The organism is Microbacterium pollutisoli (genome assembly GCF_053586795.1).
Genome location: NZ_JBNYWT010000004.1, coordinates 1 through 14909 on the forward strand (window position 1 = coordinate 1; position 14909 = coordinate 14909).

At 72.3% G+C, this 14909-nt stretch carries 14 protein-coding genes; 8 read left to right on the forward strand and 6 right to left on the reverse strand.

The features are described 5' to 3' along the window. Positions 1-186 precede the first annotated feature (186 nt). Complete coding sequence (locus ACQ143_RS09905; RefSeq protein WP_449570530.1) at positions 187-1137, forward strand: 1-phosphofructokinase family hexose kinase; 951 nt, start codon at positions 187-189, stop codon at positions 1135-1137. A gap of 18 nt (positions 1138-1155) precedes the next feature. On the opposite strand, the gene ACQ143_RS09910 is transcribed toward ACQ143_RS09905, so the two are convergent. Continuing rightward, a complete protein-coding gene (locus ACQ143_RS09910; RefSeq protein ID WP_449570531.1) occupies positions 1156-2796 on the reverse strand; it encodes an ABC-F family ATP-binding cassette domain-containing protein in 1641 nt (546 codons plus the stop codon). Positions 2797-3109: 313 nt separating this feature from the next. Further along, positions 3110-3769 (reverse strand): alpha/beta hydrolase, encoded by a 660-nt coding sequence (locus ACQ143_RS09915; protein WP_449570532.1) that lies wholly within the window; start codon positions 3767-3769, stop codon positions 3110-3112. A gap of 185 nt (positions 3770-3954) precedes the next feature. On the opposite strand from ACQ143_RS09915, the gene ACQ143_RS09920 reads away from it, so the two are divergent. Together ACQ143_RS09920 and ACQ143_RS09925 are read left to right on the forward strand one after the other, a co-directional pair. Further along, complete coding sequence (locus tag ACQ143_RS09920; protein WP_449570533.1) at positions 3955-4572, forward strand: NUDIX hydrolase family protein; 618 nt, start codon at positions 3955-3957, stop codon at positions 4570-4572. A gap of 187 nt (positions 4573-4759) precedes the next feature. Next, complete coding sequence (locus ACQ143_RS09925; RefSeq protein ID WP_449570534.1) at positions 4760-6226, forward strand: DivIVA domain-containing protein; 1467 nt, start codon at positions 4760-4762, stop codon at positions 6224-6226. A 286-nt stretch (positions 6227-6512) separates the two neighbouring features. On the opposite strand, the gene ACQ143_RS09930 is transcribed toward ACQ143_RS09925, so the two are convergent. The 4 genes from ACQ143_RS09930 to ACQ143_RS09945 all read right to left on the reverse strand — a co-directional run bounded on the left by ACQ143_RS09930 (position 6513) and on the right by ACQ143_RS09945 (position 10080). Next, positions 6513-6632 (reverse strand): SDR family oxidoreductase, encoded by a 120-nt coding sequence (locus ACQ143_RS09930; RefSeq protein WP_449570535.1) that lies wholly within the window; start codon positions 6630-6632, stop codon positions 6513-6515. 140 nt (positions 6633-6772) lie between these two features. Then, positions 6773-7840, reverse strand: a complete 1068-nt coding sequence (locus tag ACQ143_RS09935; protein WP_449570848.1) for a threonine aldolase family protein — start codon at positions 7838-7840, stop codon at positions 6773-6775. A 124-nt stretch (positions 7841-7964) separates the two neighbouring features. After that, a complete protein-coding gene (locus ACQ143_RS09940; protein WP_449570849.1) occupies positions 7965-8630 on the reverse strand; it encodes an SDR family NAD(P)-dependent oxidoreductase in 666 nt (221 codons plus the stop codon). Between the two features lie 46 nt (positions 8631-8676). Beyond that, complete coding sequence (locus ACQ143_RS09945) at positions 8677-10080, reverse strand: DUF6421 family protein (RefSeq protein WP_449570536.1); 1404 nt, start codon at positions 10078-10080, stop codon at positions 8677-8679. Positions 10081-10151: 71 nt separating this feature from the next. Between ACQ143_RS09945 and ACQ143_RS09950 the strand changes: the two genes are divergently transcribed. The 5 genes from ACQ143_RS09950 to ACQ143_RS09970 all read left to right on the forward strand — a co-directional run bounded on the left by ACQ143_RS09950 (position 10152) and on the right by ACQ143_RS09970 (position 14894). Continuing rightward, positions 10152-10598: an Lrp/AsnC family transcriptional regulator gene (locus ACQ143_RS09950; protein ID WP_449570537.1), complete on the forward strand. Its 447-nt coding sequence runs from the start codon at positions 10152-10154 to the stop codon at positions 10596-10598. Positions 10599-10661: 63 nt separating this feature from the next. Next, on the forward strand, positions 10662-11864 hold the full coding sequence (locus tag ACQ143_RS09955) for a sensor histidine kinase (RefSeq protein WP_449570538.1): 1203 nt from the start codon (positions 10662-10664) through the stop codon (positions 11862-11864). Positions 11865-11907: 43 nt separating this feature from the next. Then, positions 11908-12558, forward strand: coding sequence for a response regulator (locus ACQ143_RS09960; RefSeq protein ID WP_449570539.1), 651 nt, complete (start codon positions 11908-11910; stop codon positions 12556-12558). Between the two features lie 114 nt (positions 12559-12672). Further along, positions 12673-13434 (forward strand): ABC transporter ATP-binding protein, encoded by a 762-nt coding sequence (locus tag ACQ143_RS09965; RefSeq protein WP_449570540.1) that lies wholly within the window; start codon positions 12673-12675, stop codon positions 13432-13434. Continuing rightward, positions 13431-14894, forward strand: a complete 1464-nt coding sequence (locus ACQ143_RS09970; RefSeq protein WP_449570541.1) for an FtsX-like permease family protein — start codon at positions 13431-13433, stop codon at positions 14892-14894. The genes ACQ143_RS09965 and ACQ143_RS09970 overlap by 4 nt, the downstream gene beginning before the upstream one ends. The last annotated feature ends 15 nt before the right edge of the window (positions 14895-14909 follow it).

Consider the following 14909-nt stretch of genomic DNA (forward strand, 5'->3'; position numbering starts at 1 on the left):
ATAAACACCAGGGCCTCCGCTGCATGTCGGCACCCCAAGGCCGCTCCTCGGGGATGATCCACGAATCTGCACCGTGAGGCCCTGGCCTACAAGACCAACATCAGAACCCCACACTCATAGGGTCTGAGCCGGTCCGGTGTGGATGCCGGACACCACCGGCATCCGGTACGTGCCTACACTGACGGCATGGTGGTCCCGCACGCGCCGATCCTCACCGTCACGCCCAACCCCGCGCTGGATGTCTCCACATCCACGGAGAAGGTCGTCGCCGAGCACAAGCTGAGGTGCGGCCCGACGCGGCTCGATCCCGGCGGCGGCGGGGTGAACGTGTCGCGTGTGGTCCGCAACCTCGGGGGCGCCTCGCTCGCCGTGTATGCCGCGGGCGGCCCCACCGGCCAGGCGTACCGCGAACTGCTCGACCGTGAGGGCATCGCCAGCCGGATGGTGCGCATCGCGCAGAGCACCCGCGAGAGCTTCACCGTCGACGAGACCTCCAGCGGCGAGCAGTTCCGGTTCGTACTGCAGGGGCCTGAGCTCTCCGAGCCGGAGTGGCGCGCACTCGTCGCGGCCGTGGCCGACGACCTGCCGGTCGGCGGCTTCCTCGTCGGCAGCGGCAGCCTGCCGCCGGGCGCGCCGGTCGACCTCTACGCCCAGCTCACCCGCATCGCCCGTGAGCACGACGCGCGCATGATCGTGGACACCTCGGGCGAGGCACTGCGCGCGGCGCTGGATGAGGGTGTGCACCTCATCAAACCCAGCAAGCGTGAGCTGGGCGAGCTGGTCGGTTCGCAGCTCGGCGACCTCGACAGCCTGATCGAGGCGTCGCGCGAGATGGTCGACCGCGGCGCCACCGACACGGTCGCCCTGACCCTCGGCGGCGACGGTGCCGTGATCGTCACCGCCGACGACGTGCTGCGCCTGCCGACCCCGCACGTCGACGTGCGCAGCACCGTCGGCGCGGGGGACAGCTTCCTCGGCGCGCTCGTGCTGCGCCTGGCCCAGGGTGTTCCGCTGCGGGAGGCGTTCCGCACCGCCGTCGCCGCCGGTTCGGCCACCGCCGCCCTCCCGGCGACGGACCTGTGCCGCGCCGACGACGTCGCCCGACTCGAACGGGCCCTCGCCGACGCGCACCGGTGACCGCGCCCGCGCGCTCGTTCACACGTCGGCCACCTCCCGCAGGGTTCCATCGGGCGAGAGGTCCAGGCGCAGGTCGATGCCCAGCCGCCCCAGGAACGCGTCGTCATGGCTGACCACGAGCACCGCTCCCCGGTAGGCCGACAGCGCCTCGACCAGCTGATCGACGGTGTCGAGGTCGAGGTTGTTGGTCGGCTCGTCGAGCACCAGCAGCTGCGGGGGCGGGTCGGCCAGCAGCACCCGGGCCAGCGCCATGCGGAACCGCTCACCGCCCGACAGCGCCGCGACCGGTCGCAGGGCGGCGTCGCCGCGGATGAGGAACCGTGCCAACCGGTTGCGCAGCTCGACGTCCCCGACTCCCGGGGCCGCCGCCCGCACGTTCTCGAGCACCGAGCCGGTATCGTCCAGGCCGTCGAGCCGCTGCGACAGGTAGCCGATGCGGTCGGTGTGCGCGGTCGCGCCCGCACACCCGATCGTCCCGGGTGCGACCCCGGCCGCATCGACGGAGGCGAGCAGGCGCCGCAACAGGGTCGTCTTGCCGGCGCCGTTGGGCCCCGTGAGCGCCACGCGTTCGGGGCCCTGTACCGTCCAGGACCGCCCGCCGTCGCCGCCTCCCGGCGTCGACGAGAGCGTCGCGATGCGCCGCCCGGCCGCCACTCCGGGGTCGGGAAGGTCGATGCGCACGGTGTCGTCATCGCGGACACGCCGCTCCGCGGCATCCAGCGCCGCCCGCGCCGTCGCTTCCTTGCCCGCCGCCTCGATGCGCAGCTTGCCCGCGGACACCTGGGCGGAGCGCTTGCGGGCCGCGGAGACGATGCCGGGCACGCGTTTCTCGGCCTCGGCCTTGGCGCCCACGGCCTTGCGCTGGACGAGCTTGGCCTCGGTGTCGATGCGGTCGCGCTTCTCGCGCCGCACGAGCTGCCGCGCGGCGGTCTCGGCCTGCCGTGCCGCGGCCTGCTCGGATTCCAGCCAGTCCCGCCACTGCGAGTACGGACCACCGAACACCGACAGCTCGCTGCCGTACAGCTCGGCGGTGTCGTCCATGAGTTCGAGCAGTGCGGTGTCGTGGCTGACCACGATGAGGGGGCCGCGCCAGGTGCGGACGAGGTCGTACACCCTCGCCCGCGCGGCGCGGTCGAGGTTGTTGGTCGGCTCGTCGAGCAGGGCGATGTCGGCGCCGCGCAGGCGCACGCCGACCAGCGCCGCCAGCACGGCCTCACCTCCCGACAGCTCGCCCACACGGCGATCCAGGGCGTCGGCGGGCACGCCCGCTTCGGCCAGGGCGGCGGTGGCCCGCGCCTCGATGTCCCAGTCGTCGCCGACGGCGTCGAAGTGCCGCGGGTCGACGTCGCCCGCCGTGATCGCGCGAACGGCATCCATCGCGGTGCCCACGCCGAGCACATCGGCGACGCGGCGATCGACCTCGAGGGTGAGCCGCTGGGGGAGCAGGGCGACGGTGCCGGTCGTGTCGATGGTGCCGGAGCCGGGCGTGAGCGCACCGGCGATCAGGCGGAGCAGCGTGGTCTTGCCCGAGCCGTTGCGACCGACAAGGCCGGTGCGGCCGGACGGGAAAGCCCCCGACACGTCGCGCAGGGCGACGGTGCCGTCGGGCCAGGTGAAAGAGAGGCGGTCGAGGGTGACCGCGGTGGTGATGGTAGGCAAGAGGGGCCTCCGGAAGTCTCGGGGTGCGCGGGCACGCCGAACACCGGACGCCTCGGAGAGGCCGGCGAAGTCGACGGTCAGCGCGGAACGGTGGAACGATCACCGCGCAGACGCGTCGCAGACATCCCGTTCGGGGAGGGCGGCCACCTCACATCGGAGGATGCAGGCCGCGCCGAAGGTCGACGACTCAGCGCGAGATCACAGCGCGATCGCGTCGATTCCCTTCAACGGTCTTCCTCACACTCGGGACAGGGGCGGGAGCCATCGTAGCGCACGGTCCCGTTCGGCGGAAGGCCCCCGTCGCCGGTGCGGTTCAGGAGGCCGCCAGTGCCTCGAGCTGCTTGTCGAGGAACACGCGCACGTCCTGCAACTCGTCTTCGGACACGCTGTGGGTCAGTCCCGGGTAGACCCGGCCGCTGAGGTCGGTGTGGGCGGGCAGCCACTGCACGGTGTGCTCGACCAGCGGCTGCGGGATCACCTCGTCTCGGGCGCCCCGTCCCCAGAACACCGGCGGCCGCCGTTCGGCCAGCGCGGCGTCGGTGGGCAGCGCCCCCGGTGCGGCGTACCCCGACAGGTTCACCGCGAACGCGAAGCGGTCGGGCGCCAGCCGCAGCGCCTGCAGGGCGATCGCCGCGCCCTGCGAGAAGCCCAGCAGACCCACCGGTCCGTCACCGGCCTCGGCGTCGAGCCAGGCCAGGAAGCCACGGGCGGCGGCGGTCAGGCGCTCCGGGTCACGCCCTTGGAGTCCCTCGATCGGGTACCACGAGTAGCCCGGCGCTGGGAACGGCGGGGCCAGCGGCGCGCGGACAGCGGCGACGATGAACTCCTCGGGCAGGTACGGGACGAGCCCGAACAGGTCCCGCTCATCGGCGCCGTAGCCGTGCAGCAGGACCAGAAGCGGACGGCCGGCACGCTCGGCCGGCGGGGACGACCACAGCACCACCGTGGGGTCGAGGACCGGATCGGAAGCCATGGCTCCATCCTGGCATCCTCCGCCGACGCGGGGCCGTGGGCGCCGACGACGCGGGGCCGCAGGTGCCGACGACGCGGTCCTGCCGCCCCCGACTGCGAGGTCACCGACGCCGACCCGGGCCCGCCGACTCCGCCCAGCGGGCGCGGGCGGCACGCCGCAACGGCGTCGAGGGGTATACATGGAACATGGCCGTCCGCACTCCCGACCCCGATCCGAACGACCGCGACGACGACACGCCGCGCGATCCGCTCGCGTCGATGGCGGGCGCCTACGGCGGCAGCACGCCGGGCCCGGCGTGGCTGAGCGACGTCGAGCTGGCCGAAGCGCGCCGGCGCCTGCCGATGCTCTACGTCGAGGCGGTGCCGGTGCGCACCGACGGGCTCGGACAGGTCACCGAAGTGGGCATTCTGCTGCGGGCCACGCCCGTGGGTGAGATGGTCCGCTCGATCGTGTCGGGCCGGGTGCGCTACGGCGAGACGGTGCGCGACGCCCTGTTCCGCCACCTGGAGAACGACCTCGGCCCGATGGCCTTCCCCCTGCTGCCGGCCACGCCCGTGCCGTTCACCGTGGCCGAGTACTTCCCCATCCCCGGGGTCAGCGCGTTCCACGACGACCGCCAGCACGCCGTCTCGCTGGCCTTCGTCGTCCCGGTCACCGGCACGTGCGAACCGCGTCAGGACGCGCTCGAGGTCACCTGGCTCACCCCCGAAGAGGCCGCCTCGGACAACCTCGCCATCGAGATGGAGGGCGGTCGGGCCACCCTCATCCGCATGGCGCTGGCCTCGGTGGGCGCCCTGCGCTGAGATCCCGCGGATTCCCGCGGAACGTTAGCGCTGATTTCCGGCGGAACGGGGTGGTTGGCGCGCCGGTGCAGCCGGTACGCTCATCGTGCCGGGGTTTCCCGTTCCGGCATCCACCTTTCGCGGCTCGCGACGCCTCTCGTGTCGCCGTCGAGGTCTGCAACCACCCAGCGACGAAGCGGAGAGACGCGTGTCCGACCAGCACCAGCACACCGATGGCCCCTCGCCGTTCGACCAGCTGATCAGCGGAGCGTCCGCCGCTCCCGGCACCGCCTTCACCACTGCGTTCCGCGGCTACGACAAAGAAGAGGTGGATGCCGCGATCGCCGACCTGAAGGCGCGGCAGTCCGCCCAGGCCGACGAGATCGCGCAGCTCAAGGACAAGCACCACCGCGCCACCACTGATGCCCGTGCAGATACCCGCAAGGTCGCCGAGCTCGAGGAGCGGGTCGCGCTGCTGACCGCGCAGCTGGCCACTGCCGAGGACAAGGTGCAGACCCTCACCGACGAACTCGTCGGCGCCGGCGGTGAGTCGGTGAGCCGGCAGCGTTTCGAAGAGGTGCTGCGCGTGGCCGAGGAACAGGCCAGCGTCCTCATCAAGAACGCGAGCATCCAGGCCGACCGGCTGCTGGCGGCCGCGCACCAGGAGATCCAGAGTCAGCGTGCCGACGCGCAGGCCGAGGCCGACGCCATCGTCGCCCGTGCCGAGCACGACGCCCAGCAGGCACGGTTGCGCATCGACACCGAGCTGACCGCGCACGAAGCGCAGCTCGAGCGGGAGCGTGCGCATGCCGCCGAAAAGGTCGCGCAGGCCGAGCAGGAGGCCTCGGCGATCCGCACAGAGGCCGAGAAGGGTGCGGCCGCCCTGCGCTCGATGACCGCGCGCGAGACCGAGCACGCCCGTGCCGAAGCCGAAGAGGCGGTGCGGCAGGCCCGGGTGCGCGCCCTCGAGTTCGAAGAGTCGCTCACCCGCCGGCAGAACGACGCGCAGCAGGAGTTTCTCATGCTGCACAACCAGGCCGTCGCGCACGCCGAACGCATCACGCAGGACGCCAACGACCAGGTCGCCGCTTCGCTCGAGCACGCCCAGCGGGTCTCGGCCAAGGCCGACGACTTCGATCGGCTCATGCGCGCGCAGGCGCAGCAGATCGAGGCGGATGCCGCCGCGCGTGCCCGTGAGACGCTCGAACGGGCGCGAGCCAAGGCGCAGAAGATCATCGACGCCGTCACCGAGCACTCGCAGTCCGTGCTGCGCGACGCCGAGGACCGCACGCGCCAGCTGCGCTGGCAGCAGCACCAGCTCACGAGCTTCATGTCCGAGGTCAAGGAGCTCCTGCGTCCCGAATCCGCCGCCGAGCCGGCCGACGAGAATGCCGAGGCCGTCGCCGCCCGCGCCGCCCTGGCCGACGAGGCCGCTGCGGCTCGCGCCGAGCTCGCTGCCCAGGAGCCCGAGCTCGATGACGCCGCGGGTGCGGTTGCGGGCGCTGCGGGTGCCGCGGATACGGATGCCGATGCCGACGAGCGGGAATCCGACCCGTCCGACGAGGGCGAGCTCGAGGCCGACGATGATGAGTCCGGTTCCGACGCCCCGGCCGAGTCCGGTTCCGACGCCCCGGCCGAGTCCGGGTCCGAGGACGCCGACCGCGCGAACGTCTGATCGCCGCGCCCACCGGCAACCCGCACGCGGGAACTCAGCAGCCGCGGGCGTCGGAACCCGGCATCCACCCGTGCCGTGAAACTTCGGCATCCAGCCCTTTTCCGGCGATGGACCCGTCGCAAGTTCGCAGAATCGCGCGAACTTCACACCTGATTGGCCGTTTCGGTGTGAACTTGGCGCGATTCTGCGAACTTCGTGCGCCGCACTCGCACACTCGACGTCCGCAACCCCCACCCACGACAAAGCGCCGAGACCCGCGGGGCCCCGGCGCTGCCGTAAGGGGTTATCAGCCGGCGGTGACGCCACCGTCGGCGACGAACTCCGAGCCGGTCGCGAAGCTCGCGTCGTCACTGGCCACGAACGCGATGAGCGCCGCCATCTCCTCGGGCTTGCCGAGCCGGCCCATGGGGGGTGCCGGCGATGAGCGCCTGCCGGTCGGTGTCGCCCAGGATCGGGGTGTCGATGGAACATCTGCGGCGCCGACGTACTTCGGCGCACACAGGGGAGAACGCGAGAGGCGGGGGTTGTATTCCCGTGAATGAAAAATCAGGATGCCGTGGTCAGACGCCCCAGCTCGGCGACGAACGCGTCGACGTCGGCCTCGGTCGTGTCGAACGAGCACATCCAGCGCACCTCGCCGCGGGCCGCGTCCCAGTCATAGAACCGGAAGCTCTCCCGCAGCGCATCGGCCACCCCCTCGGGCAGCGTCGCGAACACGCCGTTGGCCTGCGTCGGCTGGGAGAACCCGACGCCACGGATCGAGCCGTCCGCCAGCCCGGCCTCGACGGCTCCGCGCAACCGCTGCGCCATGGCGTTGGCGTGCCGCGCGTTGCGCAGGTACAGGTCGCCCTCCAGCAGCGCGATCAGCTGCGCCGACACGAACCGCATCTTGCTCGACAGCTGCATGTTGAGCTTGCGCAGGTATCGCAGGCCCTCGGATGCCGTCGGCTCCAGCACCACGATCGCCTCGGCGCCGAGCGCACCGTTCTTGGTGCCGCCGAAGCTGAGCACGTCCACACCGGCATCGCGCGTGAACGCCCGCAGCGGCAGATCGAGCGCCGCGGCCGCGTTGGCGATGCGCGCGCCGTCCATGTGCAGCCGCATGCCGAGCGGATGGATGTGGTCGGCGATCGCCCGGATCTCCTCCGGCGTGTAGAGGGTGCCGAGCTCGGTCGACTGCGTGAGGGAGACGACCAGCGGCTGCGCGCGGTGCTCGTCGCCCCAGCCCCAGGCCTCACGGTCGATGAGCTCCGGGGTCAGCTTGCCGTCGTCGGTGGGCACGTTCAGGATCTTGATGCCCGCCACGCGCTCGGGCGCGCCCCCCTCGTCGACGTTGATGTGGGCCGTGGATGCCGCGACCACGGCGCCCCAGCGCGGCAGCATCGACTGGAGTCCGGTCACGTTGGCGCCGGTGCCGTTGAACACCGGGAACGCTTCGACTCCCTCGCCGAAGTGCCGGGCGAACACCTCCTGCAGACGCGCCGTGTACGCGTCCTCACCGTAGGCGATCTGGTGACCGTCGTTCGCGGCGGCGATCGCCGCCAGCACCTCGGGGTGCACGCCGGAGTAGTTGTCAGAGGCGAAGCCGCGGACGGCGGTGTCGTGGAGGGGCATCACGGCGTCCCAGCCTACCCGCGACCCTGCGCCGGTCCGCAGGTCGGATGCCGGAAGCCGGAGCGATCGGCCGCCGCTGGGGACGTCCGGGCCCGTCGTGCCCCCGGTCGGATGCCGGCGGGAGTCACCGCAGCTCGATGACCGTGTCGTTGATCCCCGCAGGGTCGGACCCCCACAGGGCGGCGTACTCCTGGGCCAGCCGCTGCTCCAGGCCGGCGAGCGTCTGCACCCGGAAGATCACGGCCGCCGCGCGCAGCCCGGCGTCGGTGTCGCGCGCCGCCTTCGCGAAGCCCTGCGCGACGGCGCGCGTCCAGGCCTCCTCTGCCGCCTTGACCGCCGCGTAATTCGCGCCCCCGGCGAGCGGCCGCGCCACCGCGGTCGACGACACGATCGCGAGCCGTGCCGCGTCGGAAGAGCGCAGGTCCGCGTCGAACGCGCGGGTCACGTGCCGCAGCGCGGTGAAGCCCACCTCGAGGAACCGGTAGTCGTCCTCGCTCTGGCCGGCCAGGCCGCCGCCGCCGCGCCATCCGCCGACCAGGTGCAGGATGCCGTCGACCCGTACGCCCTCGTCATGCAGGCGCGTCGCCAGTCGAGCCACATCCGACTCGGCGGCGAGATCGCAGACCTCGGTCCGCGCCCCCGCGTCGTCCAGCGGCGTCAGGCGCGCGGCGTCGCGGCCCACCGCGATCACGCGGGCCCCGGCAGCCATCAGCACGTCGGTGGCCGCGGCGCCGCTGGCGCTCGTCGCCCCGGCGATGAGCACGGTCCGGCCGGCAACCGTCCCGGCCACGCCCCCCGAGCCCACGCCGCCCCCAGCCGAGCCCTCGGCCTCGCCCTCAGTCACGGCCCGTGATCCCCGAGGTCGAGGCGATCACATCGCGCATCTTCTTCTCCAGAGCCTCGTAGAACATCGACAGCGGGAACTCGTCGTCGAGCACGGCGTCGGTGTATCCGCGGGGCGGTCCGGCCAGCACCTCGTCGGGCAGGCCGCGCGCCCACTGCGACGCCGGATGCGGCGTCAGCACGCTGCGCACCAGCTCGTACGCCGCCAGCCAGTGCGCGGTCTTGGGGCGGTCGATCGACTCCCAGTACAGCCGGTCGATCGCGTCACCGAGGGCCACGACGGCGGCGGGCACCTCGTCCCAGTCGAACGTCAGCGCGGTGTCGGTCCAGTGCAGCACGTCGCGCTGATGCAGCCAGGCGAACAGCAGCTGGCCGCCCAGGCCGTCGTAGTTGCGCACCCTCGAACCGGTGATCGCGAAGCGGAAGATGCGGTCGAACAGCACGGCGTATTGCACGAGCCGGGCGTGCTCGAGCATCTCGGTCTCGGTCGCGTCCGTCTCGTCCGCGCGTGCAGCCAGCCGCTCGGCGATCGCGACGCACTCGCGGAACGCCGTGAGGTCGCAGCGCAGCTCTTCCAGCGAGTACAGGAAGTACGGCATCCGCTGCTTGATCATGAACGGATCGAAGGGCAGGTCGCCGCGCATGTGCGTGCGGTCGTGGATGAGATCCCACATCACGAACGTCTTCTCGGCCAGGGTCTGGTCTTCGAGCAGACGGGTGGCCGGCGCGGGCAGGTCGAGCTTCGTGATCTCGGATGCCGCGGCCACCACGCGCCGGTACCGCGCGGCCTCGCGGTCCTGGAAGATCGCCCCCCACGTGAAGGTCGGCACCTCGCGCATGGCGACCGTCTCTGGGAACAGCACGGCCGAGTTGGTGTCATAGCCGGGCGTGAAGTCGATCAGCCGCAGGCTCACGAACAGGCGGTTGGTGTACTCGGCTTCGAGGCGCGCGATGAACTCGGGCCAGATGACCTCGACCAGCAGCGCCTCGACGAACCGGTTGCGTGAGCCGTTCTGCGTGTACATGGGGAAGACCACCAGGTGCGCGAGTCCGTCGACGCGGTGCTGCTGCGGCTGGAACGCGACGAGCGAGTCGAGGAAGTCGGGGAGGCCGAACCCCTCATCGGCCCACCGCGTGAAGTCGCGCACCGACGCGGCGAGGTACGCGGCGTCGTGCGGGAACGCGGGCGCCAGCTCGTCGATCGCGGCGGTGATGCGCGCGACCAGGTCCCGGGCGGCGGCGTGGTCGGCGGGGTCGGGCACCGAACCATCCTGCGCCTGGAGCGCCTGCAGGTCGGTGGCGGCCTGCTTCAGCGACCGCCAGGCTGGCCCGGCGGCGATGTCTTCGACGACCTCGGGTTCGCCGATGACGGCCGTGGGCGTGTGCGTCAGGGACATGGCAACCTCCGATCCGGTCGTGACAGGAAATATTCCGATGGATGCCGGAATGTGTGGCTATTATTCCATCTATGGAGGATGCTGTCGATGATCGCCTTGTCGTCGAGCTCATGCGCGACGGCCGGGCCACACTGGCGCACCTGGCCCGGGTCGCCGGGCTGTCGGTGTCGGCGACGCAGTCGCGGATCAAGCGCCTCGAAGCGCGTGGCGTGATCTCCGGCTACCGCGCCGTGGTCGACCCCGAGGCTCTCGGCCGCCCGCTGTCGGCGTTCATCGAGATCACGCCGCTCGACCCGGCCCAGCCCGACACCGCGCCCGAGGCGCTCGCGCACCTGGACGCCATCGAGGCGTGCCACTCCATCGCCGGCGACGCCAGTTACATGCTGCAGGTGCGCGTGCCCACCCCGCGGGCCCTCGAAGAGCTGATCCGGCAGATCCGCCAGGCCGCGTCGGTCAACACCCGCACCACCGTGGTGCTGCAGACCTTCTACGAGGCGCGTCCGCTGACGCCGGCGTGAGTGCGGCCGGAATACATCCCGGGGTGGATGCCCCGGCATCCCAGTCTCGCGTAGCGTGACAGCGTGCCTGACCCCCTCGTCCGTCCGCTGAGGCGCTATCAGCTGATCGCCGACACGCTCGTCGCGGTGCTCTTCCTGGGAATCGCGGTGCTCGCCACCCTCCTGCCGGTGGGCAACGGCACCTGGGGCACCTACCTGCTGGACGGGTCGACCGCGTTCTGGGTCGCGCTCGGGTTCACTGCCGTGTTCTCGGCGGCGCTCGCCGTCCGGCGCCTGTCGCCGACGATCGCGCTGGCAGCGGCCTGGGTCGGCGCGATCGTGCAGATGGCGGTGGGGCTGCCGCCGCTGCCGGCCAACATCGCGATCTTCGGCATCCTCTATGTGACGGCCGCCTACGGCAGTCGCCGGCTGTACTGGGCGGGCTTCGTGTCGTCGCTGGTGGGTGCCGCGTTCATCACCGTGTACATGCTCGCCCCGTCCGTCGCCATGGACGGGGGCTTCGGGCGCGTCAGCTCGTATGCGTTCGCGGCCGTGATGCTGTTCGCCGCCGCCGCGCTGGGTCTGCTGCTGGCCTGGACGATCGGCGCACTCGTGCGCATGGCGGTGCACGCGCGGGAGAACCGTGAGGCCCAGGAGCGCGCCGAGGCGGAGACGGCGGCCGAACAGGAACGCACCCGCATCGCGCGCGACATGCACGACGTGGTGGCCCACTCGCTCGCGGTCGTCATCGCCCAGGCCGACGGTGCGCGGTACGCGGCGGCGGCCGACCCGGCGGCGGCGAGCACGGCGCTGGCCACCATCTCGTCCACGGCCCGGTCGGCGCTGTCCGATGTGCGCATGCTGCTGACCCAGCTGCGACACAGTCAGGCCGAGGGGCCGCAGCCGACGCTCGCCGACCTCGAAGAGCTCTACGCTCAGGTGCGCGGCGCGGGAGTGCCGCTGCGTGTGGACGTCGACCCCGCCCCCGCGACCGAGCCGCCCGCCGCGGTGCAGCTGGCGGTGTACCGGATCCTGCAGGAGGCCACGACCAACGCGCTGCGGCACGGGGCGGCCGGCACGGTCGACATCGGCCTGGGCTGGCATGCTGACCGGGTGGAGCTGACCGTGCGCAACCCGATCTCCGGGACCGCCGCCGCCGGGTCCGGGGGCCACGGGCTGATCGGCATGCGCGAACGCGCGCAGCTGGTGGGCGGGACGATGGATGCCGGCGCCGCCGACGGCCAGTACACGGTCCGCGCCACGCTTCCTCTGGGAGCCGACCGGTGACCGCCCCCGGCCCGACCACGCACGCCCGAGACGCGAGGCCCACATGACACCGCCCGATCCGATCCGCGTCGTGCTCGTCGACGACCAGGCGCTGTTCCGTGCCGGCATCCGCATGGTCGTCGACTCACAGCCCGACCTCGAGGTCGTGGGGGAGGCGGGTGACGGCGCGGAGGGCGTCGCGCTGGTCCGGCGCACGCGGCCGGACGTCGTGCTGATGGACATCCGGATGCCGGTCATGGACGGGCTGACGGCCACCGCCGAACTGCTCGCCGACCCCGACCCGCCGCGCATCGTGATGCTCACCACGTTCGACCTCGACGAGGCGGCGGCCCGCGCGATCCGGCAGGGAGCCAGCGGCTTCCTGCTCAAGGACGCCGACCCCGAGTTCCTGCTCGCCGCCATCCGCACCGTGCACGCCGGGTCCGCGGTCATCGCCGCTGCGGCCACACAGGAGCTGTTCAAGCACTACGCCGAACCGGCCGCCGCGGTGCCGCGCCGCTACGACGACCTCACCGACCGGGAACGGGAGATCTTCGCCCTGGCCGCGCGGGGCCTGTCGAACTCCGAGATCGCCCAGCGCGAGTTCCTGTCGGAGGCGACGGTGAAGACCCACATCAGCCGCATCCTCGCCAAGCTCGAGCTGCGCGACCGCGTGCAGCTGGTGGTCTTCGCCTTCGAGCACGGCCTCGCCTGACCTGCCGCCCGGCGGCGCTGCGCCCCGGCGACGGGCGAGATCATCCGCGAGATGTACGCGGAGCCATCCCCCGGCCGATGCGGCACCGGCATCCGCGTCCGTAGCGTCGAAGACATGCAGATCTCCTCCACCGAACTGGGCCTGGCGGCCCGCGTCCAGAACCTCACCAAGACCTACGGCGCCGGCGAGTCCGGCGTGCGGGCGCTCGACGGGGTGACCGTCGGCATCCGCCGCGGCGAGTTCACGGCCATCATGGGGCCGTCCGGATCGGGCAAGTCGACCCTCATGCACATCATGGCCGGGCTCGACGCGCCGACTTCCGGCCGCGTGTGGATCGGCGACACCGACATCACGGATCTGGGCGACCTCGATCTGACGGTCCTGCGGCGGCGCCGCGTCGGATTCGTGTTCCAGTCGTTCAACCTCGTACCGACGCTCGACGCGCTCGGCAACATCCTGCTGCCCTTCGACCTCGACGGTCGCCGGCCCAGTGCGATCGAGCGGGCACGCATCGACGGCCTCGTCGACGCGCTCGGCCTCGGCGCGCGGCTGCGGCACCGGCCGCACGAGCTGTCGGGAGGTCAGCAGCAGCGGGTGGCCATCGTGCGGGCGCTGGCCACCGCCCCCGACCTCGTCTTCGCCGACGAGCCGACCGGCAACCTCGACTCGCGCTCGGGTCGGGAGGTGCTGCACCTGCTGCAGGCCGCCGGACGCGAGCACGGCCAGTCCATCGCCATGGTCACCCACGACCCGACCGCCGCGTCCTATGCCGACCGGGTCGTGTTCCTCGGCGACGGGCACATCGTCGCCGACAAGCCCCGGCAGACCGCCGAGCAGATCTCGGCGCACATGCTCGCCGCGGAGGTGGCGGCATGACCACGGCCACCCTGCAGGCCGCACCGGCCGTCGCACCGGCATCCCTCGCCCGCTTCGGGTGGCTGCGCGAGCGCGGCATGGGCGCGACCGCGCTCGTCGCGGCGATCTCGACGGCGTTCGGTGTCGTCTTGATCTCGGCCACGAACTACATCGGCGCGGGGCTCCGCGCGGTGCCGAACTACGGCACGTCCGACACACTCGTGGCCGTCGTCGGGCTGCTGGGCGTCCTGCTGCTCGCGGTCGCCGTCTACGTCGCCTCGATCGTGACGGCCAACACCTTCGCCACCATCGTCGCCGGGCGCACTCGGCGCATCGCGCTGTTCCGACTGATCGGTGCGTCGGCCCGCTCGCAGCGCGCCGAGATCGCACGGCAGGGGCTCACCGTCGGCGCACTCGGGGCTCTCGCCGGCCTCGTGCTGGGGGTCGGCGGGGTCGCGGCGGCCCTGCCGCTGCTCGACCGTCTCACCGGCAGCGCGGGCGATTTCACGCTGTTCGACCCGGGTGTGCTGCTGCCGGCGGCGGCGGTCGCCCTCACCACGTGGGCGGCCTCGTGGGTCGGGTCGCGCCGCGTGCTGGCCGTCACCCCGCTGCAGGCGCTGGGCGGATCGGTCGAGCAGCCGCACGAGGCCCTCGCCGGACGGCGTGGACGCAACGTGGTCACAGTCGTGTGCGCCGTGATCGGCGTCGCCCTGCTCGTCGGCGGTCTGCTGCTCGGGCTGCTGAGCCCGCTGGGTGTGGTCGTCGCGTTCGTCGGCGGACTGTTCTCGTTCACGGCGCTGGTGCTGGGCGCGACGGCCGTCATGCCGCCGCTGCTGCGCGCCACCGGTCGGCTGTTCGGACGCTCCGCTCCTGCGCGCCTCGCCGCCGAGAACGCGCTGCGTCACCCCGAGCGCTCGAGCCGCATGGCGATCGGCGTCGTGATGGGTGTCGCGCTGGTGACGATGTTCGCGGTGGCGGCCGAGTCGGCCAAGGCGCTCGTGACGGCGTCCAGCGGTGGCCTGCCCGACCCGGCGTTCAACCAGATGGTCGATCTGTTCTCCGCGGTCATGATGGTGCTCGTGGCCGTCAGCGCCGTGATCGCCGCGGTGGGCCTGGTGAACCTGCTGAGCATCGGTGTCGTGCAGCGCCGCCGCGAGCTCGGCCTGCTGCGCGCGCTCGGGCTGAGCTCGGCGCAGGTGCGTCGCATGGTGCTGCTGGAGGCGGTGCACGTGACCGTCACCTCGCTCGTGTTCGGTCTGGTGCTGGGTGTCGCGTACGGCTGGATCGGTGCGCAGTCGCTGCTCGGATCGGTGGCCATGCCGCCGCTGTGGCAGGCGCCCACCTTCGTCGCCCCCGCCGTGCCGTGGATGCCGGTGCTCATCGTCGTCGCCGCCACCGCGGTGCTGACCGCCGTCGCAGCCGTCGTGCCCACCCGACTGGCCACCCGCGTGACCCCGGTGGCGGCGCTCGCCGAGGAGTGAGGCGCCGCGGGAGCG